Origin of the sequence: Duganella sp. Dugasp56 (assembly GCF_047304105.1) — a bacterium.
Taxonomy (GTDB): Bacteria; Pseudomonadota; Gammaproteobacteria; order Burkholderiales; family Burkholderiaceae_D; genus Rugamonas; species Rugamonas hordei.
Genome location: NZ_JBGLYQ010000033.1, coordinates 58,057 through 80,868, shown reverse-complemented (window position 1 = coordinate 80,868; position 22,812 = coordinate 58,057). Strand labels below are relative to the sequence as shown.

Sequence of the window (22,812 nt, the reverse complement as noted above, 5' to 3'; positions counted from 1 at the left end):
ACATGCTTGCAACCGCTTCTTATGGATAAGGCCCCGCCTGTGCCGTCTTTGCCGGCATCCCGAACCAAACGGTTCAAGGTGGTCACAGTTAGTTCAATTTCGGGTTCATCGGACTAGCGACGCTCACGCCCATCGAACAAAATTCCGCAACCGGTGCACATAAATGGTTCAAGGAATATATGGCAATCGCGAACACCGCAGGGTGAAACGAAGTTTACTCTCTTGTCCGCCGCAAAGGAAGAAGTTTAGCGAATTAAAACAGGGTTTCTTGTGGAGTCAGCGCGCTATCGAGCACTTTGTGCATGGCCGCGATCTTGGTCTGCACTTCCAGTATAGACATGTCCGACAACGGACCTTGCGGCGCCTTCACCGACAGGAACTCCGCCGCCATGCCCAGCGCCGCCATCACGGCGATGCGGTCGTTGCCCTTGACCTTGCCGGCGTCGCGGATGCTGGTCATCTTCTTGTCCAGGAATGCGGCGGCCTCGCGCAACGCGCGTTCCTCGTCCTCTTTGCAGACCAGGCGATACGACGCCCCCATGATGGTGACATCCAACTGTATCATCGTACATCCTCGTTTTCAGGCTGGTCGTCCTCTTCGGCGTCGCCGTCGAGCGCGGGGATTTTTTCCAGCAAAGCCTCGATGCGGCTGGACGCTTCGTCCAGCTTGCGCTGGTAGCCCATGTTCTCCACCACGAGGGCGGCATTAGCTTGGCGCAATTGCGCGTTTTCCCGGCGCAGTGCCACGGTCATCTCGGCCAGCTGGTCGATTTTGTCGGATAGTTCTTGGAATTCTGAAATCATCCCGCCACTATAGGGAGCGCGCGTTACGCCGTCAACAGAATCGCACGCTTGCCCGGAATATTTGGCGGGCAAGCGGCCGATTTATTTCCTCGCTGCCAATGTCGTGGCGAATATTGCTACTTTGCCAGCAAGCGTGGCGTAATACTGACAGCGCCCTCGATGCCGCTGGCCTGCCCCGGTTCCGCCTCGACGATGACGTTGATGTCGCGCTTCCCCGGTCCGGCCGGCAGCGGCAGGTCCAGCGCCGCCAGCGCGTAGCTGTCCTTCTGGCCGAGCAGCTTGCCGTTCAGCCAGACCTCGGCCTTGCCGCGTATGCCGGCAAAGTGGATCTGGCCGCTGCCGTCCGCCAGATTCTTGCGCGCCGTGAAACTGGCACGATACAGATGGTATCGGCCCGGCTTCTCCGCGCCGGCGATCATCGGCGGCGAGCCCCAGCCCCAGGTGTTCATGTCGAAGCCGGCCAGCTGCTGGTTCGGATCCGGACGCTGGTCGCCGTCCGGCGCGATGCGCCAGCTGCGCACGAAGGTCAGCGGCGCTTCGGCCGCCGCCACGTACGGCTGCTCCGGCACGGCCTTGACCGGAATGCTGATGTGCGCTGGCGCCAGTCCCGGCGCGGTGGCGACGACGTCGATGGCGTCCTTGCCGGCGTAGTCGGTCTGCACGATCAGCTGCGCCAGGCCGTTGAACAGGCGCCGCGTGGCGCCCTTCTCGTCTTCATGCGAATTCGGATCGCCGTTGCCATGGCCGATGGAACGGCCGCCGCCCTTCACCGCGAACGTCACCTGCGCATCGGCCAGCGGCACCGCGCGGCCTTGCGCATCGAGCGCGCGCACGGTGATCGGCATCGCATCGCGGCCGTCGCCGGCCAGTTGCGCGCGGTCCGGCACCAGTTCCAGCGCGACAGCGGCGCCGGTGGTTTCCACCGAGGTGCGCGCCACTTCCTTGCCGCCCCGGTAGCCGATCGCCTCCAGCTTGCCCGGCGCATAGGCGACGTTGAAGAAGTTCATCCGGTACGGATCGACCTTCTGCTCACCCAGCGAACGGCCATTGAGCAGCAACTCCACGCGCTCGACGTTGGCCATCACCATCACGCGGATGTCCTTGCCTTCGCTGCCGCTCCAGTTCCAGTGCGGCGCAATGTGGATCAGCGGCCGGTCCTTGATCCACTGTACCTGGTGGATGTAGTAGGCGTTCTTCGGAAAGCCGTTCAGGTCCATGATGCCGAACACCGAGCTGACCGACGGCCATTCATTCGGCGTCGGCTCGCCACGATAGTCAAAGCCGGTCCAGACGAAACCGCCCGCCACATAAGGCCGCGTGGCGATGGCTTCCCATGCGTCGCGGTGCGTGTTGCCCCACTCGGCCGCGTCGTCGTCGTAGCTGGCGATCAGGTTCTTCTCTCGCACAGTCTTGAACTCGCCCCGAGTCATGAAGGCGGAGGTGTCCTCCGAGCTGGTGAACGGCTTGTCCGGATGCGCCTTGTGATAGCGGTCGTAGTCCGGCACCTGGTAGTTGGCGCCGACCACGTCCACCGCGTGCGACACGTTTAGCTCCGTCAGGAAGCCGCCGTTCATCGCGGCCGTGACAGGCCGCGTGTCGTCCAGCGCCTTCACCGCGGCCGACATGCGGCGCACCATCTCATAGCCCACTTCGGTGGCCTGCACCGGCTCCTCGTTGAATACCGACCACAGGATCACGCCCGGATGATGGCGGTCGCGCTTGACCATCCATTCCAGCTGCTTCATGTAATCCGGCGACGGATTGAAGTTGCGGTTCTCGTCCATGACGAGGAAACCCATGCGGTCAATCAGGTCCAGCACCTCCGGCGCCGGCGCGTTGTGCGAGAAGCGTATCGCGTTCACGCCCAACTCCTTCAGGCGGCGCAGGCGATATTCCCAAATGGAGTCCGGCACGGCAACACCAACGCCCGCATGATCCTGGTGGATGCACACGCCCTGCAGCTTCATATGCACGCCGTTCAGGAAGAAGCCCTGCGCCGCGTCGAAGCGTATCGTGCGGAAGCCTGTATGCAGCGATACCTCATCGAGCGCCTCGCCGTCCTGCAGCACGCGCGTGGCGACCCGGTACAGATTGGTTTTCTCCAGCGACCACAAGGCCGGGTTGGCGATGGACAGCGGCACCTGCACGGTGCTGCTGGCCAGCACACCCAGACGCGCGGCGACGCTGCGGCGCGCCACCTGCTTGCCGGCCGGGTCGAACACCGTCACTTCCACCGTCACGGCGGCGGCCTGCTTGCCGCTGTTGTCCAGCGTGACCTCGACCGGAATGGTCCACTGCCCATTCTTGCCGGCGCGCGGGGTGGCGTGCACGCCATCGGTGACCACGTGCACCGGATTGCGCTTGACCAGCCAGGCATGGCGGTACATGCCGGCACCTTCATACCACCAGCCCTCCATCGCCTCGGCGTCGGCGCGGATGGCGATGGTGTTGGTCTCGCCGCCGTAGCGGAGATAGGGCGTGATGTCGATGTAGCTGGCGTTGTAGCCGGACCAGTTGCGGTTCACCACATTGCCGTTGACCCAAACCGTGGCATGGGTGGCGATGGCGTCGAACTGCAATTCAAAATGGCGGCCGCGATCTTTCGGATCGACCTGCAGATAACGGCGATACCAGCCGATGCCGCGCGGGCGGTAGCCCTGCGACACGTTGGCGTTGGGGTCGAACGGGCCTTCGACGGCCCAGTCGTGCGGCAGGTCGAGGTGGCGCCAGCCGGAGTCGTCGAATTCGTTGCCGGCCGCGCCGCCGGCGTTGCCGGCCTTGGCGTTGCCGTAGGACTCGCCGTGCCCCTTGATGGGCGGCTGGACGATGTCGCCCAGATGGAACAGCCAGCCGCGGTCCAGCGACAAACGCTCGCGGCCCGGCGCCGCCTGGGCACAAGCGCACGCCAGCAACAGCACTGCGGCGCCCAGGCGCCGCCAATTCAGCATCAATGGTTTCAATCCGACCTCCCGAAGTAAAAAAAACGGAGCAGCGCCATCACGCACCGCTCCGCCAAACCACGATAAAACTCGATTACAGCTTGAACGAAAGACCCAGGTTGAAGCGGCGGCCGAACTCCGTCACTTCCTGCTGCACAGGGATGTTGGCGCTGGTGTAGACAGCCTTCTGGTTGGTCAGGTTGTCGATGCCGAAGCGCAGTTGAATCTGCGGCGTCAGTTGCTTGGCCAGGTTCAGCGTGACGTAGGTCTCGGCTTCGTTCATGATCAACTGGCCGGCGCCCCAGGTCGGGTTGCGCACAAACGCGCTGTGATAGTTGGCCGAAACGCGCGCTTCGTAGCCAGCCTTCTCGTACCACAAGGTCACGCCGCCGTTGCTCTTCATCAGGCCTTCGATCGGATACGGATTCACCGCCGGCGTCTGCTCATGGATGTTGCTGGTGGTGTAGGCGTAGTTGCTGGCGATGCCCAGGCCGTCGAAGGGCGCCGGCAGCGACGTGAAGGCCTGCTGGTACACCAGCTCCAGGCCGCGGATATCGCCGCCGTTGCCGTTGACCGAACGGGTGATGGTGGCGGCACGGCCATTCAGGATCGCACTGTTGTCGCTGGTGATGGCGATATAGCGCGAGACCTTCTTGTAGAACGCGCCAGCCGACAGCAGCGAACCTTTGCCGAAGTACCACTGGTACGCCAGGTCCACCTGGTTGGCCATCATCGGCTTCAGCTCGGGATTACCGGCGCTGCCGGTGACCGGCTGGGACGTATCGGTCACCAGGTTCAGATTGCGCGATGCGCGCATCTCGTCCAGCGGCGCCCGCGACATGGCGCGCGCCACGCTGAAGCGCACCTGGCGTTCCTGTGCCTCGTCCATGTTGAAGATCAGATTCATGCTAGGCAGGATCTCGTTGTAGGAAGTTCCGCCTTCCACCGCCGTTGCCGCGGCGCCGTTCAGCGACTGCATGCCATAGCCGGTCTGCGAGGTGTGCACGAAGCGCACGCCGACGTTGCCGCGATAGGTCTTGCCGAAGGCTTCGCCGTCCAGGTCACCCTGCACAAAAGCCGAAGTGCTGCGCTCCTTGACCTTCCAGCCGGCCAGCAGATCTTCCTGCGACTGCGGGCGGCCGTCAGGATTGAAGGCGTCCTTGCCGAAGGCCGCAGCGGTCGAAGCGCCAAAGTCCTTCAGTGCGATAAACGAGGGGAAGCCGCTGACGTAGACCGTCTCGTAGGCCGATGCCGGAATCGCCGCGGTGGGGTTGATCTGCCAGGTGGTCTGGCGATAGCTCTTCTCGCGGTCGGTGGCACGCAAGCCCACCTTCAGGCGGCTGATGATGCTGCCCTCGATAGGACGCGAAGCGCTCAGGCTCGCCGCGTTCAGCAGGTCCTTGATATGGCCGTCGGTATTGACATACAGCGTCGGCGCGCCGAAGTTGGCCGGATTGCCGGTGTCCATGCCGAAGTTGTAGCTCTGGTGTTCGTCGCCGGTGAAGTCCCAGGTGATGGTGGTCGGGTTGTTCGAATACTGGCGCACGTCGCCCCACTGGCTGCTGCGCATCGCGTGGGAACTGGACAGATCGGTTTCCACCTTCCAGTCGCCGACGTTGAACTTGCCGTTCACGCCGCTGGCGGCAACGCTGGTGTCCTGTATCCACAGGTAGTCGTTGGTGACCAGGCTGGTGTTCGACAGCGTGCCGCCGGCCACGTAGCCATTGCGGATATCGAGCTTGCTGAAGTTGCCGGATTCGTAGCCGTCCCAGTTACCCAGGTCGCCGGTCCAGTGCTGCAGGCCCGGCTCGCGGATCGCGGCCTTGGCGTAGTACGTATCGGCGGTGATCAGCGCGTCGTTCGACGGTTTCCATTCGACCTTGCCCAGCAGGCTGGTACGCTTGTCCTTGCCGCGCTTGACCTCGTCCTGGAAGCCCCACGGCGTCTTGTCGACCTTGCCGTCGCCATTCAGGTCGGCGGAATGGTCCTCGTTGAAACCCCAGTGGCGCACGTTCTTTTGCAGCGAGGGCTGGTCCTGGTAGCTGAAGGCCAGCGCAACACCCAGGGTCTTGTTGTTGAACTGGTCGATGTAGACCCCGCCCAGGCGCGGCGCGGTCTTGTCGGCGCCGCCGATGTCCTTGGCCAGCGCGTAGTACAGCGCGTCCGCCTTCAGCGACACCTGGCGGCCGTTGTACTTCAGTGGCGAGACGGTTTGCAGGTCGATGGTGGTGGCGACGCCGCCTTCCACCAGCTCGGCGTTCTGCGTTTTGTAGACGGTGGCGCCGCTCAGCGACTCCGACGGAAACTGCTCGAAGCGCACCGCGCGGTTGGGTTCCGACGACGCCAGTTCGCGGCCGTTCAAGGTGGCGCCGATGAAGCGCGGGCCCATGCCGCGCGCGACGATCTGGCTGGCGTTGCCGCGATCCAGGCCGGACGACAGGCCTGGCAGGCGCGCCAGCGATTCGGCGATGGTGGTATCCGGCAGCTTGCCGATGTCTTCCGACGACACCACTTCGACCATCGAGTTGGAGGCTTCCTTGGCGGCCAGCGCGTTGCGCACCGAGGCGCGGATGCCGGTCACGTTGACTTGCTGGATATCGCCGGCGGCCGCGGCTTCCTGGGCCAGCGCTTGTTGTACGAGCAGGGGGGACGTGAAAAGCGTGGCAATGAGCCAGCTCATTTTTTTATGTTTCAATTGCATCTCCAGTGTTTGTTTTGGCTTCGTCTCTTTGTTCTTGGACGAATAACTGGATGCTAACGAAACAAGTTTGCGCATTCCAATAGCTTATTGCGCATGGGCCATACCAAGATCGTATATCAGGACTGGACAGGCTTCCGATAATGCGGGTACATGCTGGCCGCGGCGTCGCGCAAGGCGAGCAGCATCGCATCCGCACCAGGCGAGAGCTGGTGTCGTTTGCGCGTCACAATGCCGAACGAATCCATGCTGACGCCGAGATCGAACGGCAGCACGGCCATCAGGCCCGCGTCCAGATACGACTGCACGGCGTCGTACGGCAGCGCGACGATCATGTCGCTGCCCATCAGCAGGCTGGCCACGACAGGCAAGTCGAGCGTCTCGACCGTTTCGGCGGGCTGCTCCAGGCCGTGCGACAGGAACAGCGCGGTCAGGCGGTCGCGCAGGATGCTGCCGGCCGGCGGCAATATCCAGCACTGCTCCATCAAGTCTTCCAGTCGCAGGTCGGTGCGGCTGGCCAGCGGATGGCCGGCGCGCGCGATCAGCAGGTGCGGCTCGTCGGTCAGCGGTTCGAAATTGAGTTCGTCGGCGGCGGCCGTGTCGAGGATGCGGCCGACCACCAGATCCAGGTCGCCGCTGCGCAGTCGTTCGACCAGCCCTTTGCTGGTCGACATGCTGACCGAGACGTGCACGCGTGAGTGGCGCGACTTCAGCAGGTTGATCGCCTTCGGCACCAGGCCGGTGGCCGGCGCCAGCACCGTGCCGATGCCCACGCGCCCGCGCAGGCCGGACAGCAGCTCCATCACTTCCTGGTGCGCCGCATCCATCTCCGCCAGCGCTGCGCCGGCGCGGCGTATCAGCACCTTGCCGTACCAGGTCGGCGCCACGCCGCGCGACAGGCGCTCGAACAGCTGCACGCCGAGAGCGTGTTCCAGCTCGCCCAACAGTTTGGACGCGCCGGGCTGAGTCAGGTTGGCCGCCTGTGCCGCGTGGGCGATCGATCCGTGCCGGCCCAGCTCGACCAGCAAGACCAGATGGCGGGTTTTCAGGTGGGAGCGGACGAAGCGGTCGGAGCTGGAATCAGTCATAGGGGTGATTTTTTTGATCGCCCATCATAAGGGCGGGCTGGTGCAGCGTCAATCACCGTGGCGCGGAAGTTGGGAATCGGCGACTCCAGGCCTTGCAGGACGACTCAAGCGAGGCTGTCGTCGAACAGCGTATCGGCGACGCCCGGCGCCAGTCCCGCCGCCAGGTCCGGCGGCAGGCCGTACAAGCCGCCGCGCGCGCCCAGCAACAGCAGTTGCTTCAGGTCGGCGCCGCCGAAAGCCACGCTGGCCGCCGCCTCGCGCGCCAGCGCGATCTGCTGGCGCACCTGGCCCTCGCCGTCGTACTGCACCAGCGCGCCGCCCTGCACGCTCCACAGCATGTCCTCGCTGTCGACGACGGCGGCGCCGGCGCCCGGCTCGACCAGCTGCGCAAAGGCGCGCACGTCGCCGACCTTGGCGCGCTCGGCGTCGTAGCTGCATTGCAGGATGTCGCCGCCGGCGGCGTCGGCAAAGAACATCCGCGTGCCGTCGGTGCTGAAGGCGATGCTGCCCGCCGTCACCACCACCGGCAGCGCCAGCCGGCGCAGGCCGTGGCGCTGCGAATATTGATAGAAGCTGCCGATCGGCCGCTGGTCGGCGCCGGTGTTAGCGGTACCAAAGACGAAATGGCCGTGCCGGTCCGCGCAACCGTCGCTGATGATCGTGCGCGGTTCGGCGGCGTCGATGGTGACCAGCACCTGGGCCTGCAGCGGACGGCTGGTCTGCCCGGCCAAGGGCAAGTCGACCATGCCGAGGCGCTTGCCAAGGCCGAGCAGCACCCGGCCGGACGCCGTGCACGCCATGACGCCGGCGCTTTCCTGCAGGCGCACGCCGCTGGGCATGCCGGCCGGCGCCGGCCAGGCGTACAGCTGGCTGCCTTTCGGGTCCGGCCAGCGCCAGCAGCTGCATGTCGCGTCCCAGCGCAACGCGCTGCCGGCCTGGCCGACGCGTATCAACATGATGCCGGGAGTGGAGGCGACGGACGTACTGGTAGGACTCATGCGACGGGTGCTCCGGAAAAAGTAGTGGCTATGCGCAAGTCTAAGCGCCCCCCGCCATTCGCAGATATGAATAAATCGCCCGCTGCCATGCCGATATCTGATAGCTTGTGGAAGCGCTCCCTCTGCTATCCGATATTGATATGGCTAGTTTCGAATTAATCATATTTCCGGTCTAGCGACCCGGCTTAGACTGGACGCTGTTCCTGAACTCACCTCCTCTCCTATGAAAATCATCAAACTGACGACCTACCGTGTTCCTCCGCGCTGGATGCTGCTCAAGATCGAAACCGATGAAGGCGTCGTCGGCTGGGGCGAGCCGGTCATCGAAGGCCGCGCCCGCACCGTGGAGACCGCGGTGCAGGAAATGGAGCCGTTCCTGATCGGCCAGGACCCGGCCCGCATCAACGACCTGTGGCAAACCATGTACCGCGCCGGCTTCTATCGCGGCGGCCCCATCCTGATGAGCGCCATCGCCGGCATCGACCAGGCGCTGTGGGACATCAAGGGCAAGGTGATGGGCCAGCCGGTCTACGAACTGCTGGGCGGCCTGGTGCGCGACCGCATGAAGACCTACAGCTGGGTGGGCGGCGACCGCCCGGCCGACGTCATCGAAGGCATCCGCGCGCTGCGGGTGGCCGGCTTCGACACCTTCAAGATGAACGGCACCGAGGAAATGGGCATGCTCGATACCGCCGCCAAGGTCGACGAGGCGGTGGCCCGCGTGGCCGAGATCCGCGAAGCCTTCGGCAACACAATCGAGTTCGGCCTGGACTTCCACGGCCGCGTGGCCGCGCCGATGGCCAAGACACTGATGCGCGAGCTGGAGCCGTATCGCCCGCTGTTCATCGAGGAGCCGGTGCTGGCCGAGCAGGCCGAATACTACCCGCGCCTGGCCGAAATGACGTCGATACCGATCGCCGCCGGCGAGCGCATGTACTCGCGCTTCGAGTTCAAGAACGTGTTCGCCGCGGGCGGCCTGTCCATCGTTCAGCCGGACCTGTCGCACGCCGGCGGCATCACCGAATGCATGAAGATCGCCTCGATGGCCGAAGCCTACGACATCGCGCTGGCGCCGCACTGCCCGCTCGGCCCGATCGCGCTGGCGGCCTGCCTGCACGTGGACTTCGTCTCGTACAACGCCGTGCTGCAGGAGCAAAGCATGGGCATCCACTACAACCGCGGCGGCGAGCTGCTGGACTACGTGGTCAACAAGGAGGATTTCAAGATCACCGACGGCTACATCAAGCCGCTGTCCAAGCCCGGTCTGGGCGTGGTGGTGGACGAGGAGCGCGTGATCGAGGCCAGCCGCAATGCGCCCGACTGGCGCAACCCCTTGTGGCGGCACGCCGACGGCAGCGTCGCCGAGTGGTAAGCGCGGTACAGCGTCCACAATAATAACGACACTGGAGACGACATGTCCTTGATGTTATGCCGGTTACGCCGCCGTTCTGGCGCCGGGCTGCTGCTCGGCGTCCTGGCGGCCAGCATGGCGGGCGTGGCCAACGGGGACACGCTGTCCATCGACGCCAGCGCGCCTACGCCGGCGCCGCGCGCCGCCGCCCTGCGCATGGGCAGCGCCGTCGCGCCCAACGGCGACAAACTGGGCGCCAACGCGCGCTACCTGACCCGCAACGGCGCCCCCTGGCTGCCGGTGATGGGCGAATTCCACTACAGCCGCACGCCCGCCTCGCAATGGGAAGCGGAGCTGCGCAAGATGAAGGCCGCCGGCGTCGACATCGTCTCCAGCTACGTGATGTGGAACCACCACGAGGAAATCGCCGGCAAGTTCGATTGGAAGGGCGAGCGCGACCTGCGCCGCTTCGTGCAGCTGGCCGGCAAGGACGGGCTGGACGTGGTGGTGCGCGTCGGCCCGTGGGCGCACGCGGAAGTGCGCTTCGGCGGCGTGCCCGACTGGGTCGTCAACGCGATGCCGACCCGCTCCAGCGATCCGCAGTACATGGCGCTGGTGGAGAAGCTGTACGCGCAGATCGGCGCGCAGCTCAAGGGGCAGTTGTGGAAGGATGGCGGCCACGTGATCGGCATCCAGCTGGAAAACGAATACAACATCGACGGCCCGGGCAAAGGCGCGGCGCACATCGCCGCCCTGAAGCAGCTGGCGCTGAAGGCGGGCATGGACGTGCCCTACTACACCGTGACCGGCTGGGACGGCACCATCTATCCGAGCGGCGAAGTGACGCCGGTGTTCGGCGGCTATCCCGACGAGCCGTGGGGCATCAGCACCGCCGAGCTGCCGCCGAAGGAAACCTATGCGTTCCGCTTCGACACCCGCGTCAGCGGCGACCTCGGTGCGCAGACGGCGGCCCACGCGCCCGGCACGGCGGAGACGGACAAGGACGTCACGCCCTTCCTCGGCGCCGAATACGGCGCCGGCCTGCCGTTCATGTACCGCCGCCGCACGGTGGTGTCGGCAGACGATATCGCGTCGATGCTGCCGGTGCAGCTGGGCTCCGGCCTGAACATGATGGGCTACTACATGTTCCACGGCGGCCGCAATCCGATGGGACTGGGCGGCACGTCGATGGAAGAAAGTACGCTCAGCGGCGGCTACAACGACACCACCATGATCAGCTACGACTTCCAGGCGCCGCTGGGCCCGGACGGCCAGCAGCGCAAGGTGCTGGAGAAGCTGCGTCCCTTCCATTTGTTCCTGCACGATTTCGGTTCGCGCCTGGCGCCGATGACGGTGCGCAAACCCGATGCCGCGCCGGCCACGCCGGACGACCTGAAGACGGCCCGCTTCGCGGTGCGCAGCGAAGGCGATCGCGGCTTCCTGTTCGTGAACAACCATGTGCGCCAGTATCCGATGGCGGCACAGCAGGCGACGCAGTTCTCGGTCAAGCTGCCGGGCCAGCGCATCACGCTGCCAGGCAAGCCGGTCGACATCGCCGACGGCGCCTATTTCATCTGGCCGCTGAACCTCGACCTCGACGGCGTCAACCTGGTCTACGCCACGGCGCAGCCCCTGGCGCTGCTGGACCAGGGCAAGGCGGGCCTGGTGGCGGTGTTTGCCGCCGGCGCAGGTATCCCGGTGGAGCTGGCGTTCGATGCCTCGCTGGCGCCGCAGATCAAGGCCGGCGGCGCGCAGGTCGCCATGTCTGAAGGCCGCGCGCTGGTGAGCGGCGTGCAGCCCGGCGTAGGCGCCGCGCTGACCGTGCAACGCAGCGGCAAGCGTCCGCTGACCGTCGTCGTGCTGACGCCGGAGCAATCGCAGCAACTGAGCGTGGCGGACCTGGCCGGCCAGCGCCGCTTGATCCTCAGCGCGCAGCAGACCTGGGTCGGCGACGGCGCGCTGCAAATGCGCTCGGCGGGCGGCAACAAGTTCCGCTTCGCGGTCTACCCGCCGCTGTCCGCGCAACCGAAGGCATCGGCCGGCAACTCCGGCACCACGCTGCGCGCCGCCGGCAACGACGGCATCTTCCAGGCCTTCGAGGCGGAGCTTCCCGTGCGCGACCTGAAGGCCACCGTCACGCAAACGCGCGCGGCGCAGGAAGCGGCGGCCATCGTCATCGGCGGCGGCGCCAAGGCCGCCATGCAGCCGGCACCGGAAAACTTCAAGGCCGCGGCCAGCTGGCGGATCGACGTCCCGCGCGAACTGCTGCGCGGGCTGGACGACGCGCTGCTGCAGATCGATTTCGTCGGCGACATCGGCCGCCTGTACTCCGGCACGCGCCTGCTGGACGACTGGTACTACAGCGGCTACCCATGGCAGTTCGGCCTGCGCCAGGCCGGCGCCCTGCTCGACCAGCCGCTGACCGTATCGGTACTGCCGCTGCGCGCCGACGCCCCCATCTACTTGCCCAAAGAGGCGAGACCAAACTTCGCTGGCCAAACACAAATGGCCACGGTGCGCAGCGTCAGCGTGATACCCGTGTATCAGCTGCGCGTGACGCCATAAATAACAATATCAACCGGAGATTCAAATGAAACGCACCTTGCTGGCCACCGCAACACTCTGCCTGATGGCAGCCGCCCACGCCGCCGAACCGGTCAAGATCGGCTTCCTCGTCAAACAGGCCGAAGAACCCTGGTTCCAGGACGAATGGCGCTACGCCGAACAAGCCGCAAAGGACAAGGGCTTTACGCTGGTGAAGATCGGCGTGCCGAACGGCGAAAAAATGATGGCCGCGATCGACAACCTGGCCGCGCAAAAGGCGCAGGGCTTCGTCATCTGCGCGCCGGACGTCAAGCTGGGCAAGGCCGTCGAGCGCTCGGCCGCCCGCAACAACCTCAAAGTCATCTCGGTCGATGACCGCCTGGTCGACGGCAGCGGCAAGCCTATCGCCTCGATCCCGCACATGGGCATTTCCGGCTACGCCATCGGCAAGCAGGTCGGCGAAGGCATCGCCGCCGAGATCAAGGCGCGCAAATGGAACATGGCCGACGTCGGCGCGATCCGCGTCGCCTACGACCAGCTGCCCACCGCCAAGGAGCGCACCATGGGCGCGGTCGACGCGCTGAAAGCGGCCGGCTTCCCGGCCGCGAACATCATCGACGCGCCGCAGGCCAAGACCGATACCGAAAACGCCTTCAACGCCGCCAACATCGCGCTGACCAAGAACGCGCGCTTCAAGCACTGGGTCGCGGTCGGCCTGAACGATGAAGCGGTGCTGGGCGCCGTGCGCGCCGCCGAAGGCCGCGGCATCAAGGCCGACAACATGGTCGGCGTCGGCATCGGCGGCGCCAAGGCGGCGGAGAATGAATTGAACAAGCCCGCGCCGACCGGCTTCTTCGGCTCCGTCATGATCAGCGCCAAGGAGCACGGCTACCAGACCTCCGTCAACCTGTACAACTGGATCACCGGCAAAGGCGTGCCGCCAGCCGAGGTGCTGACCAAGGGCATGCTGATGACCCGCGCCAACCAGGCCGACGTGCGCAAGCAGATGGGCCAGTAAGATGACCGCGTATCTTCAATTTGACCAGGTCAGCAAGGTCTTCCCGGGCGTGAAGGCGCTCAACGGCGTCAGCTTCGCCGCGCACGCCGGGCAGGTCCACGGCCTGCTGGGCGAGAACGGCGCCGGCAAGTCGACGCTGCTCAAGATCCTCGGCGGCCAGTACAAGCCGGACGGCGGACGCCTGCTGGTCGACGGCAAGGAATGCCGCTTCGGCAGCTCCAAGGACGCGATCCAGGCGGGCGTCGCCATCATCCACCAGGAACTGCAATACGTGCCTGAACTGACGGTGGCCGAGAACGTGCTGCTGGGGCGCATGCCCACCCGTTTCGGCCTGCTGGACAAGCCGAAAGCCTACCGTATCGTGGCCGAGAAGCTGGCCGCCATCGGCGTCGACCTGGCGCCGGACGCCAAGCTGGCCGACCTGTCGATCGCGCAGCGCCAGATGGTCGAGATCTGCAAGGCCATCATGCAGGACGCCCAGGTCATCGCCTTCGACGAGCCGACGTCCAGCCTGTCGCACCGCGAAACCGAGATCCTGTTCCGCCTCGTGAAGGAACTGCGCGCCGCCGGCCGCACGCTGATCTACATCTCGCACCGCCTGGAAGAGCTGTACGAACTGTGCGACGCCTGCACCATCTTCCGCGACGGCCGCAAGATCGTCACGCACGACGTGATGGCCGACGTGCCGCGCGAGCGCCTGATCAGCGACATGGTCGGCCGCGAACTGAGCGACATCTACGACTACCGCGCCCGCCCGCTCGGCGAAGAACGCCTGAAGATACAAGGCCTGGCCGGCAAGCATGTGAAAGGCCCGCAAAGCTTTTCGGTGCGCGGCGGCGAGGTGCTGGGCTTCTTCGGCCTGGTCGGCGCCGGCCGCAGCGAGTTGATGCGCCTGTTGTACAACGCCGATGTGCGCAGCGCCGGCAGCGTGGTGCTCGACGGCCAGACCGTCTCCACCGGCGGCCCTTCCGCCGCGATTGCCGCCGGCATCGTGCTGTGTCCCGAGGACCGCAAGGAGCAAGGCATCCTGGCCACGGCCTCGGTGGCGGAGAACATCAACATCAGCGTGCGCCGCAACGATTTGCGCGCGGGCCTGTTCCTGCGTCACAAGCAGGAAGCGGCGCTGGCCGAGGAGTACATCGCCCGCCTGCGCATCAAGACGCCGAACCGCCAGCAGGAGATCCGCCTGCTCTCCGGCGGCAACCAGCAGAAGGTGATCCTTGCGCGCTGGCTGGCCGAACCCGGCCTGAAGGTGCTGATCCTCGACGAGCCGACGCGCGGCATCGACGTCGGCGCCAAGAACGACATCTACCGCATCATTCACGAAGTGGCGGAACGCGGCTGCTGCGTGATCGTGGTATCGAGCGAGCTGCCGGAGGTGCTGGGCATCTCCGACCGCGTGATCGTCATGCGCGAAGGCGAAATCTGCGGCGAACTGCCGCGCGCCCAGGCCAGCGAGACCGAGGTGCTGCGCCTTGCGCTGCCCGATTCGGTCGTCCCCACCCCTATTGAAACTCCCGCACTTCCCACACGGAGCATTGCATGAACGTCTCACAATTGAATCCCGCCGCGCCGTCCGCGGCGTCCAACGCCCAGCGCCAGTGGCTGGTGGAATACAGCATGCCGCTGGCCTACGTGGTGCTGTTCGCCGTGCTGGCTGTGACCGTTGAGAACTTCTTCTCGCTGACCAACGTGGTCGGCCTGATGCTGTCGGTGGCGCAGATCGGCATGGTCGCCTGCACCATGATGCTGTGCCTCGCCTCGCGCGATTTCGACCTGTCGGTCGGCTCGACCATCGCCTTCGCCGGCGTGCTGGGCGCCATCGTGCTGGAGCAAAGCGGCAGCGTGCTGCTGGCCGTCGGCGCCGGCCTGGCCGCCGGTGCGCTGATCGGCGCCTGCAACGGCGTGCTGATCGCCTACCTGCGCGTCAACGCGCTGATCGCCACCCTGGCGACGATGCTGATGGTGCGCGGTCTGGCCTTCATCGTATCGAAGGGCCAGGCGGTCGGCATCAGCAACGACGCCTTCATCGACTTCGGCGACGCCCGCGTCTTCGGCCTGCCGCTGCCGGTGCTGGTGTGCGCTTGCTGCTTCCTGGTGTTCGGCGTGCTGCTGAACCAGACGGTATTCGGCCGCAATACACTGGCCATCGGCGGCAATCCGGAAGCGGCACGCCTGGCCGGCGTGCGCGTCGAGCGGCTGCGCGTATGGATCTTCCTGCTGCAAGGCCTGGTGACCGCGATGGCGGGCCTGATACTGGCGTCGCGCATCACCAGCGGCCAGCCGAACGCGGCCCAGGGCTTCGAGCTGGACGTGATCTCGGCCTGCGTGCTGGGCGGCGTGTCGCTGCAGGGCGGCAAGGCGCGCATGTTCGGCGTGCTGATCGGCGTGCTGATCATGGGCACGGTGGAAAACGTCATGAACCTGCTGGACGTCGACGCCTTCTACCAGTACCTGATGCGCGGCGTGATCCTGCTGGCCGCCGTGCTGCTGGACCAGCTGAAGACGCGCGGCGAACGCCGCTAAACCGGCCGGGACGCGGCGGCTAGCCGGCGCTGCCGCTCCAGGTTAGCCCGAACAACGCGGGCATGCACCTCATGCCCGACCGCCAGGCGTCGCAGCGTCGCGATCGCGATGAGTGAACCCAGGATCGGCACGCCAAAGGCAAGCAGCTTCATGCCCTGGATGACGGCGTCGGATTGCGCGACACCGGGTACGTAACCCAGCTTTCCCAAGGTCCAGCCTATGGCGACCGCGGATCCCACGCCGCCAGCCTTGAGCAGGACAAGCACGGTGGCGAAAGTGGCCGTCTCGCGCCGCTCGCCATGGCGGAATTCGGCGAAATCCGTCATGTCCGCCAGTATCCCCCAGGGCAGCATGAACACGCCGCCGAAGCCGACGCCGATCAGCGCCGCCGAAGCCGTCAACCACCACGTGTGCTCTCCCGCTATCGAGAAAAGCCAGACGCCGCAGCCGGCCATGCCGTGGCTGGCTGCGAGCAAGACGGTCTTGTCGCGGGAGCGGACGAGGAATATCCATAACGCGGCGCCGGCCAGCTGGCCCAGGGTGATGGTCAGTAAAATCCGACCGGCGAAACCCGGCTCCTTCAACACATACGTCGATATGTAGAGCATCATTTTGGAGAAAACCGGGGTCGCAAATCCGGTGACCAAGGCGACGATGGCGAAGGCCCCGAACAGCCGGTCCAGCTTGGGCAGGATGACTATCCTCGCGGACGGCCGCACCTGGCGCTCTCCGCGGCCGCCCTCTTCCTGCGCCGACCAGGCCGCGAACCACATCGCCGCGCAAAACACCATCCCGCCCACCACGCCCAGCCGGGACAACTGGCCGGCGGTGGCGGGCTGGCCGGCGGTGACCATGAATGGCACCAGCACGGTAGCGATGAGCGCGCTGGCCGCCGAGCTGAACACGGTGCGATATCCGGACGCGCGCCCGCGCGCCCGGCTGTCGGTGGCGACACGCGCGAGCAGGCTGTTGTGGGGGACGTCGATGACCGCGTACGCCGCGCGGAAAAAAACAATGACCAGGGCAATCGCCACGACGCTCCTCGGCCCCAGCAACGGCAGGCTGTAGATGAGCACAAACGCGGCGGCGCACGGCAGCGTGCCCAATGCGATCAGGCGCCGGTAGCCCGTGCCCCTGTTTTGCGCCCAGGCCGCCAGCCAGCCCGCGCCCAGGTCAAGCACCAGGTCGGCGCCGAAGACCAGCAGCATCAGCAAGCTGACGCTTTGCGGGTCGATGCCAAGCAGGTCCGTCAGCAGAAACAGCAGCGTCACGTCTACGCTGCCAAGCATCAGGTTCTTGCCGAAATTGCCGCTCGAATAGCCGATCAAGTGCCGGTCCGTCTTCATCCTGTCGAGATAACGGCCCATGATCGCCGCTCCCCTACCAGAAGGAAACCGTGGTGGACGCGTGTATCGGCAACAGCGCGGCGCCCAGTGCGATCGAACTGCCGCCGAGCCGCGACACGCGGATTTCGGTAGCCTGCCGGTGCTCGGGCCAGCGCAGCTGGCCCCGGTTCAGCCTGGCGGCGAGGCGGACCATGATGGATTCCGGCAGCGGACTGGAAAAGATGATCTCGCCCGGATCGAACCAGGAGATCGCGCTGTTGACCACCGATTCCAGCTGCCCGGCCGCCCGGTCCAGCCAGCGTTCGATCAGCGCTTCGTGGCCGACGCTGGCCTCGTCGAAATGCGCGATGGACTGGATCGGACAGCCAGCTTCGCGCAGCACCGACAGCAGGTCCATGGTGGTGGGGCGCGGCCGGTCCATCGGGTACAGCCCGCCAATGTCGCCGGCGCTGCCGAACTCGCCCTTGAGCAGACGCCCGTCCTCGATGACGCCCGCACCGATGCCGTACCCCAGCAAAAACACCACCACCGTCGAGGAGCGCCGTATCGTGTCGTTCAGGTAGTACTCGGCCAGCGCGGACGCGTTGGCGTCATTTTCCAGCATGGTCGGCAAGCCCAGCGCGTTGTCCAGTATCTGGCGCAGCGGGACATTGCGCCATCCCGGCAAGTCATTGACGATGTTCCACTGTCCACCGTCGCGGCCCCGGGGCGGCCCCGGCAGGCCGACGCCGACGCCGAGAAAGCGTCCGCCGAGCAGCCGGTGCTTGGCCGACAGTTCGGTGATCCGCTGCTCCAGCAGTTGCGCGAAACCGAGCGGGTCGGGCGCGCCGACCGCCTCGCTGGTCAGCGCGATGATGCCGCCCGCGTAGTCGACCAGCGCGATTTCCAGCACGCCCTTGTGCACCGTCGCACCCACCGCGAAGCCGCCTGCGGCCGAGATCGTCAACGGCACGGTTGGGCGGCCGCGGCCGCTGGTATCGGACGAGGCCTGCTCCTCGACCAGGCCCATGCTGATCAGGTTGCGCGACAGCTTGGTCAAGGCCGAATTGCTCACCTGCAGCGCCATCGACAGTTCGGTGCGCGGCAGCGGTCCCTTGGTCCGAAGCTGCCATAACAAACGTTTTTCTTCTGAAGACAGTTTTAGACGCGCAATTTTCATACATTCATTTATATAAAGGCAATTCTTGTCACACGCCTGTCATATTCTATTTATTTTACAAGTAATAAATAATTATACCAAAAGACCGTGGCTATACTCCGGCTCGACAGCTGCCCCCATCCATTTTCAACCGGAGAAATATGATGAAACGAAAAAATACGCTCGCCCACGGCTGGGCGATCGGCGCCCTGTGCGCCATGGCCGGCCCGGCGTTCGCCCAGGCTGTGCCGGCGGAATCCGGCCCCGCGCCGACGGCGCAGCCGGGTGAGGAAGCCGACATCGCCAGCGTGGTCGTTACAGGGTCGGCCCGTCCCCAGCGCCGTTTCGACGTGTCCTATGCGGTGAACTCGCTGTCGCAGAACGATGTGCAAAAACTCGCCCCGCAAAACATGGCCGACCTGCTGGGCAAGCTGCCTGGCATCCAGGTCGAGGCCACCGGGGGCGAGGTGCAGAACATCACCCGCGTGCGCGGCATCCCGACCGACGACGGCCTGGCGTTGTTCCAGCAGGACGGCTTGCCGCTGTTCACGGAAATCAACGGCTTCTTCTTCCGCGGCGACAGCCTGAATCGTTACGACCTGATGACCAAAAACCTGGAGGTGGTGCGCGGCGGACCGGCCTCGATCTACGCCAGCCAGGCGGCGGCCATCGTCAACAGCGGCACGGTCACCGGCACCGAGACCACCAAGGGCAAGGCGCAGGTGACGCTGGGCACCACCGGCCTGGCGCGCATCGACGCCTATCAGGCGGGCAAGATCGACGACAAGACCTTTTATGCGGTCGGCGGCTTCGTGCGCCAGGACGACGGCCACCGGGACAACGGCTTCCCCAACGACCGCGGCGGACAGATCCGCGGCAACATCAAGCGCGTGCTGGACTCGGGCACGCTGACGGTCAGCGCCAACTACCTGAACGATCACAACACCTTCTATCTGCCGATCCCGATCTCCGATCCGCGCAACCCGGCGGTGTCGCTCGACAAGTACATCGATTACTTCGACGGCACGATGAATTCGCCGTCGCTGCGCAGCGTGCCCCAGAAATACCTGGACGGCGCCGGCAAGCTGCAAACGGACACGCGCGACCTCGCCGATGGACGTCACCTCGAATACGGCAATATCGGCGTGCGCTATGAAGGCGATCTCGGCAAGTGGCAGTTGTCGGCCAAGGGCGGCATGACCAAGGGCACGCTGGACTTCGACGCGTTTTATTCCACCTCGAACCCGGCCGACGCCACCCAGTTCGCCGGCGGCTTCATGAACGCCGCCAAGACCGCGTTCGGCGCCGTCGACCATCTGGCTTACGCGATCGCCGGCACCAACGGCACCCAGGCTTACAATCCCGCGCTGGCCTCCGGCCTGGTGATGCAGGCGCAATACCGGGCCGCCGGTTCGGATTTCTACTCGAATCAGGCCGATATCAATATCACGCGGAATTTCCAGACCGGCCTGGGCAACCACGACGTCAAGATCGGCTTCTACGGCAGCACCTACGGCCAGACCAGCAAGTCGGTCTACAACGACATGCTGATCGAGGTGCAGGGCAAGCCGCGCACCCTCGACCTGGTCGCCTACTCCGCTTCCGGCGCGGTGCTTGGCTACGTTACCGACAAGGGCGTGCTGCGCTACACCACCACCTTGAACCAGGGCGACGTCGACGCCAAAATGGGCGCGCTCTATGTCAACGATACCTGGGAAGTGTTCGAAGGACTGCGCCTCGATGGCGGCATCCGCAAAGAGCGCTATCACTACGACGGCTACGCCTTGCTGACCAAACAGCTGAACCTGGGTGATCCGGCCACGCTGGCCGACGACACGACGCGCGCCTTCACCGGCGACAGGCAGGCGCACAAGTACAACACCGACACCGTCAACTGGACGCTCGGCGCCAACTACGATTTCTCGCAGCGCTTCGGCGGCTACGCCAGGGTGTCGCACCTCGAGGTGCCGCCGTCGATGCAGGTGGCCGCCTCGGTCGATCCGCTGGTCCTGACGACCAAGGCGGATCAATATGAGGTGGGTTTCAAAATGACCGCCGGCCGCTCCTATCTGTATGTGACCGGCTTCTACACGCAATTCGATCCGCTCAACGCCTCGTTTACCGCCTTCAACCCGGTGACGGGGCGCAACGATCAGACCGTGCCATTCTTCGGCAAGGCGGTGGTGCGCGGCGCCGAGTTCGACGGCGCGCTGCACTTGACGGACCGCTTCTACATCAACGGTTCGCTGACGCTGCAGGATCCGCAATACCGGAACTTCGTCAGCGCCACCGGCGCCGATCCATCCAAGGTGGTCGGCAATCAGATCATCCGTGAGCCCCGAGTGTTCGGCAACATCCGCCCGAATTTCAATTTCAATGTGGGCGACAATCTTGTCGAGCTGTACGGCAGCTACTCGTACACGGGCAAGCGTCACGTCGACTTCTTCGAAGCCACCGCGATGCCGGCATACCACTCCCTCGGCGCGGGCGCGTCCGTCAGCCGCGGCAACTGGAGGCTCCAGGTCGTCGGAGACAACCTGACCAACGCCAAGGGTCTGACCGAAGGCAACACCCGAACGGATACGCTGGCCGGACAAGGCAGCAGGGAAGCGATTTACGGACGTCCCGTGTTCGGCCGCAATTTCCGCCTGGTGCTGAGCAAGGCATGGTGAGTCATATGATCAAGAAGACTGTCATCGCCCTCTCGCTGCTGCTGGCGCAGCAGGTCCATGCCGCGCCGGTGCGCGACCAGCACTGGTCGCTGCTGGCCAACCGGCTGTTTCCGGCGCTGGCGGACATGGGGACAGCCCGCCCCGGCACCGCCGTCCTGGCCGGCCGCCGCGCACGCATCGACGCATGCAAACAGGAACCGGGCTGCGTGCTGAATGCCGGCCTGTGGACCGACGCGGAAATCGAAGCCATCGCGGCGGCCGCCGCCAAGGCGCCGGCGTCATCCTGGAGAAAAGCGACCTTGGCCGACGATGGGGCGCAGGCCCAGGCGGCGCGCGAGCTTCGCGGCCTGAACAGCATCATCCAGGTGTACGGTCTGGGTATGGCGCCACACTATCCGCTCATCGACGGTCCGATCGATGCGGCCGGCAGCGCGCGTTTCAACGCGACGGTCAAGGATGCGGTCTGGCTGGCCGAGGCTGGCGAAGACGATCCGGTGCCGAGCCTGGATCCCAGCCTCAGACTTGCGATCGCCTTGCTTGATGTAAACGACCGCAACGACGCCGTCGCCTTCGAGCCGCTCGACATGGCCCACAACGCTGCAGCGCTCGGGCGCGCGCGCATCATCGACTGGAAGCTCTATCGCTATACGGCGATTATCATTCCGGGCGTCGGTCCGGAAACTCTTTCGATGGCGTTGAGCGCGCGGGGCAAACTGAACGTGCGGATGGCCGCCAAGCGCTTTGCGGACGGCGAAGCGCCTTTCGTGATCCTGAGCGGCGCCTCGGTGCATCCGAAAGGAAGCCGGTTTGTCGAGGCGGTTGAAATGCGCAGGGCCCTGATCGAACGTTTCGGCGTGCCGGCGGAATCCATCATCATCGAGCCGTATGCCCGCCACACCACGACGAATTTGCGGAATGTGACGCGGCGGCTGGCCGCGATGGGGGCGCCGCTGGACAAAGACAGCCTGATCATCACCAACGTCGACCAAAGCCGCTACATAGAAAGTGCGGAGTTCGCCGCGCGCAATCAGAAAGAGCTGGGTTACCCGCCCGGCACCGTCGGCACGCGGCTGTCGCCCACCGAGCTGACCTTCCGGCCGTCGGCCAAGTCGCTGCGCATCGACCCCGCCGATCCGCTGGACCCCTGATCTCTCCAGGAATGCCGGGCGCCCAGGTGCCCGGCGCATCAAAACGTAGTCATATCTGCATCATTCCCCCTCTTTTTTGCGCACACGCAAACAGTTCGCCTTGAAATACCCCAAGGTCGTCCCTATAATTGGCACTCGTTCCAAGGGAGTGCTAACAGCGCTCTCGGCCAAACTTTCCGTTGTAACAAGATTACTGATACAACAACAAACTGTACCATTGTTAAATTTAAGGAGTTTTGTATGAACCTTCGCCCTTTGAACGATCGAGTAATCGTCAAACGCCTCGACCAGGAAACCAAAACTGCGTCCGGCCTGATCATCCCTGATGCGGCTGCTGAAAAACCGGATCAAGGCGAAGTGCTCGCCGTCGGCAATGGCAAGATTCTGGAAGACGGCAAAGTCCGTCCGCTGGATGTCAAGGTAGGCGACCGCGTCCTGTTCGGCAAATACGCCGGCCAAACCGTCAAAGTCGACGGTCAGGAACTGATGGTCATGCGCGAAGAAGACATCATGGCAATCGTCGTCAAGTAATTGACCGCATT

16 protein-coding genes and 1 other RNA gene are annotated in these 22,812 nt (G+C 65.1%); 8 read left to right on the top strand and 9 right to left on the bottom strand.

What is annotated here, in order from left to right:
- Nucleotides 1–26: 26 nt before the first annotated feature.
- From ssrS to ACCD07_RS22200, 7 genes are all read right to left on the bottom strand, one after another.
- Nucleotides 27–207: non-coding RNA, 6S RNA (gene ssrS, locus ACCD07_RS22230), on the bottom strand.
- A gap of 46 nt (nucleotides 208–253) precedes the next feature.
- On the bottom strand, nucleotides 254–565 hold the full coding sequence (locus tag ACCD07_RS22225; RefSeq protein WP_413448584.1) for a cell division protein ZapA: 312 nt from the start codon (nucleotides 563–565) through the stop codon (nucleotides 254–256).
- A complete protein-coding gene (locus tag ACCD07_RS22220; RefSeq protein WP_176652903.1) occupies nucleotides 562–804 on the bottom strand; it encodes a hypothetical protein in 243 nt (80 codons plus the stop codon). Before ACCD07_RS22220 ends, ACCD07_RS22225 begins: the two co-directional genes overlap by 4 nt.
- Before the next feature lie 116 nt (nucleotides 805–920).
- Nucleotides 921–3,752, bottom strand: coding sequence for a beta-galactosidase GalA (gene galA / locus ACCD07_RS22215; protein ID WP_176652779.1), 2,832 nt, complete (start codon nucleotides 3,750–3,752; stop codon nucleotides 921–923).
- Nucleotides 3,753–3,837: 85 nt separating this feature from the next.
- Nucleotides 3,838–6,444 (bottom strand): TonB-dependent receptor, encoded by a 2,607-nt coding sequence (locus ACCD07_RS22210; RefSeq protein WP_413448583.1) that lies wholly within the window; start codon nucleotides 6,442–6,444, stop codon nucleotides 3,838–3,840.
- Between the two features lie 116 nt (nucleotides 6,445–6,560).
- Complete coding sequence (locus ACCD07_RS22205) at nucleotides 6,561–7,529, bottom strand: LysR substrate-binding domain-containing protein (RefSeq protein WP_413448582.1); 969 nt, start codon at nucleotides 7,527–7,529, stop codon at nucleotides 6,561–6,563.
- 104 nt (nucleotides 7,530–7,633) lie between these two features.
- The gene (locus ACCD07_RS22200; protein WP_413448581.1) at nucleotides 7,634–8,527 is read right to left on the bottom strand and encodes an SMP-30/gluconolactonase/LRE family protein; all 894 of its coding nucleotides are present in this window, start codon (nucleotides 8,525–8,527) and stop codon (nucleotides 7,634–7,636) included.
- A gap of 223 nt (nucleotides 8,528–8,750) precedes the next feature.
- Between ACCD07_RS22200 and dgoD the strand changes: the two genes are divergently transcribed.
- The 5 genes from dgoD to araH are packed head-to-tail and all read left to right on the top strand — an operon-like array spanning nucleotide 8,751 to nucleotide 15,966.
- Nucleotides 8,751–9,899, top strand: coding sequence for a galactonate dehydratase (dgoD, locus tag ACCD07_RS22195; RefSeq protein WP_353403321.1), 1,149 nt, complete (start codon nucleotides 8,751–8,753; stop codon nucleotides 9,897–9,899).
- Between the two features lie 42 nt (nucleotides 9,900–9,941).
- A complete protein-coding gene (locus ACCD07_RS22190; RefSeq protein ID WP_413448580.1) occupies nucleotides 9,942–12,443 on the top strand; it encodes a beta-galactosidase in 2,502 nt (833 codons plus the stop codon).
- A 25-nt stretch (nucleotides 12,444–12,468) separates the two neighbouring features.
- Nucleotides 12,469–13,440, top strand: a complete 972-nt coding sequence (locus ACCD07_RS22185; protein ID WP_176652775.1) for an arabinose ABC transporter substrate-binding protein — start codon at nucleotides 12,469–12,471, stop codon at nucleotides 13,438–13,440.
- Between the two features lies 1 nt (nucleotide 13,441).
- The gene (gene araG / locus ACCD07_RS22180) at nucleotides 13,442–14,986 is read left to right on the top strand and encodes an L-arabinose ABC transporter ATP-binding protein AraG (protein ID WP_413448579.1); all 1,545 of its coding nucleotides are present in this window, start codon (nucleotides 13,442–13,444) and stop codon (nucleotides 14,984–14,986) included.
- A complete protein-coding gene (gene araH, locus ACCD07_RS22175; protein ID WP_413448578.1) occupies nucleotides 14,983–15,966 on the top strand; it encodes an L-arabinose ABC transporter permease AraH in 984 nt (327 codons plus the stop codon). Before araG ends, araH begins: the two co-directional genes overlap by 4 nt.
- Here the strand turns inward: araH and ACCD07_RS22170 are convergent.
- Both ACCD07_RS22170 and ACCD07_RS22165 read right to left on the bottom strand, forming a co-directional pair.
- Nucleotides 15,963–17,333: an MFS transporter gene (locus ACCD07_RS22170; protein WP_413448577.1), complete on the bottom strand. Its 1,371-nt coding sequence runs from the start codon at nucleotides 17,331–17,333 to the stop codon at nucleotides 15,963–15,965. The genes araH and ACCD07_RS22170 overlap by 4 nt on opposite strands.
- A 13-nt stretch (nucleotides 17,334–17,346) precedes the next feature.
- On the bottom strand, nucleotides 17,347–18,471 hold the full coding sequence (locus tag ACCD07_RS22165) for an ROK family transcriptional regulator (protein WP_413448576.1): 1,125 nt from the start codon (nucleotides 18,469–18,471) through the stop codon (nucleotides 17,347–17,349).
- A gap of 140 nt (nucleotides 18,472–18,611) precedes the next feature.
- Between ACCD07_RS22165 and ACCD07_RS22160 the strand changes: the two genes are divergently transcribed.
- From ACCD07_RS22160 to groES, 3 genes are all read left to right on the top strand, one after another.
- Entirely contained in the window at nucleotides 18,612–21,122 is a 2,511-nt protein-coding gene (locus tag ACCD07_RS22160; RefSeq protein ID WP_413448575.1) for a TonB-dependent receptor, read from the top strand.
- 5 nt (nucleotides 21,123–21,127) lie between these two features.
- Nucleotides 21,128–22,270, top strand: coding sequence for a YdcF family protein (locus ACCD07_RS22155; RefSeq protein WP_413448574.1), 1,143 nt, complete (start codon nucleotides 21,128–21,130; stop codon nucleotides 22,268–22,270).
- Between the two features lie 240 nt (nucleotides 22,271–22,510).
- On the top strand, nucleotides 22,511–22,801 hold the full coding sequence (gene groES, locus ACCD07_RS22150) for a co-chaperone GroES (protein ID WP_008451606.1): 291 nt from the start codon (nucleotides 22,511–22,513) through the stop codon (nucleotides 22,799–22,801).
- Nucleotides 22,802–22,812 lie beyond the last annotated feature (11 nt).

Bases quoted from the DNA above. Each gene is read 5' to 3' on its own strand.
- ACCD07_RS22225 (WP_413448584.1), bottom strand. From the start codon at position 565: ATGATACAGTTGGATGTCACCATCATGGGGGCGTCGTATCGCCTGGTC.
- ACCD07_RS22220 (WP_176652903.1), bottom strand. From the start codon at position 804: ATGATTTCAGAATTCCAAGAACTATCCGACAAAATCGACCAGCTGGCC.
- galA (WP_176652779.1), bottom strand. From the start codon at position 3,752: ATGCTGAATTGGCGGCGCCTGGGCGCCGCAGTGCTGTTGCTGGCGTGC.
- ACCD07_RS22210 (WP_413448583.1), bottom strand. From the start codon at position 6,444: ATGCAATTGAAACATAAAAAAATGAGCTGGCTCATTGCCACGCTTTTC.
- ACCD07_RS22205 (WP_413448582.1), bottom strand. From the start codon at position 7,529: ATGACTGATTCCAGCTCCGACCGCTTCGTCCGCTCCCACCTGAAAACC.
- ACCD07_RS22200 (WP_413448581.1), bottom strand. From the start codon at position 8,527: ATGAGTCCTACCAGTACGTCCGTCGCCTCCACTCCCGGCATCATGTTG.
- dgoD (WP_353403321.1), top strand. From the start codon at position 8,751: ATGAAAATCATCAAACTGACGACCTACCGTGTTCCTCCGCGCTGGATG.
- ACCD07_RS22190 (WP_413448580.1), top strand. From the start codon at position 9,942: ATGTCCTTGATGTTATGCCGGTTACGCCGCCGTTCTGGCGCCGGGCTG.
- ACCD07_RS22185 (WP_176652775.1), top strand. From the start codon at position 12,469: ATGAAACGCACCTTGCTGGCCACCGCAACACTCTGCCTGATGGCAGCC.
- araG (WP_413448579.1), top strand. From the start codon at position 13,442: ATGACCGCGTATCTTCAATTTGACCAGGTCAGCAAGGTCTTCCCGGGC.
- araH (WP_413448578.1), top strand. From the start codon at position 14,983: ATGAACGTCTCACAATTGAATCCCGCCGCGCCGTCCGCGGCGTCCAAC.
- ACCD07_RS22170 (WP_413448577.1), bottom strand. From the start codon at position 17,333: ATGGGCCGTTATCTCGACAGGATGAAGACGGACCGGCACTTGATCGGC.
- ACCD07_RS22165 (WP_413448576.1), bottom strand. From the start codon at position 18,471: ATGAAAATTGCGCGTCTAAAACTGTCTTCAGAAGAAAAACGTTTGTTA.
- ACCD07_RS22160 (WP_413448575.1), top strand. From the start codon at position 18,612: ATGATGAAACGAAAAAATACGCTCGCCCACGGCTGGGCGATCGGCGCC.
- ACCD07_RS22155 (WP_413448574.1), top strand. From the start codon at position 21,128: ATGATCAAGAAGACTGTCATCGCCCTCTCGCTGCTGCTGGCGCAGCAG.
- groES (WP_008451606.1), top strand. From the start codon at position 22,511: ATGAACCTTCGCCCTTTGAACGATCGAGTAATCGTCAAACGCCTCGAC.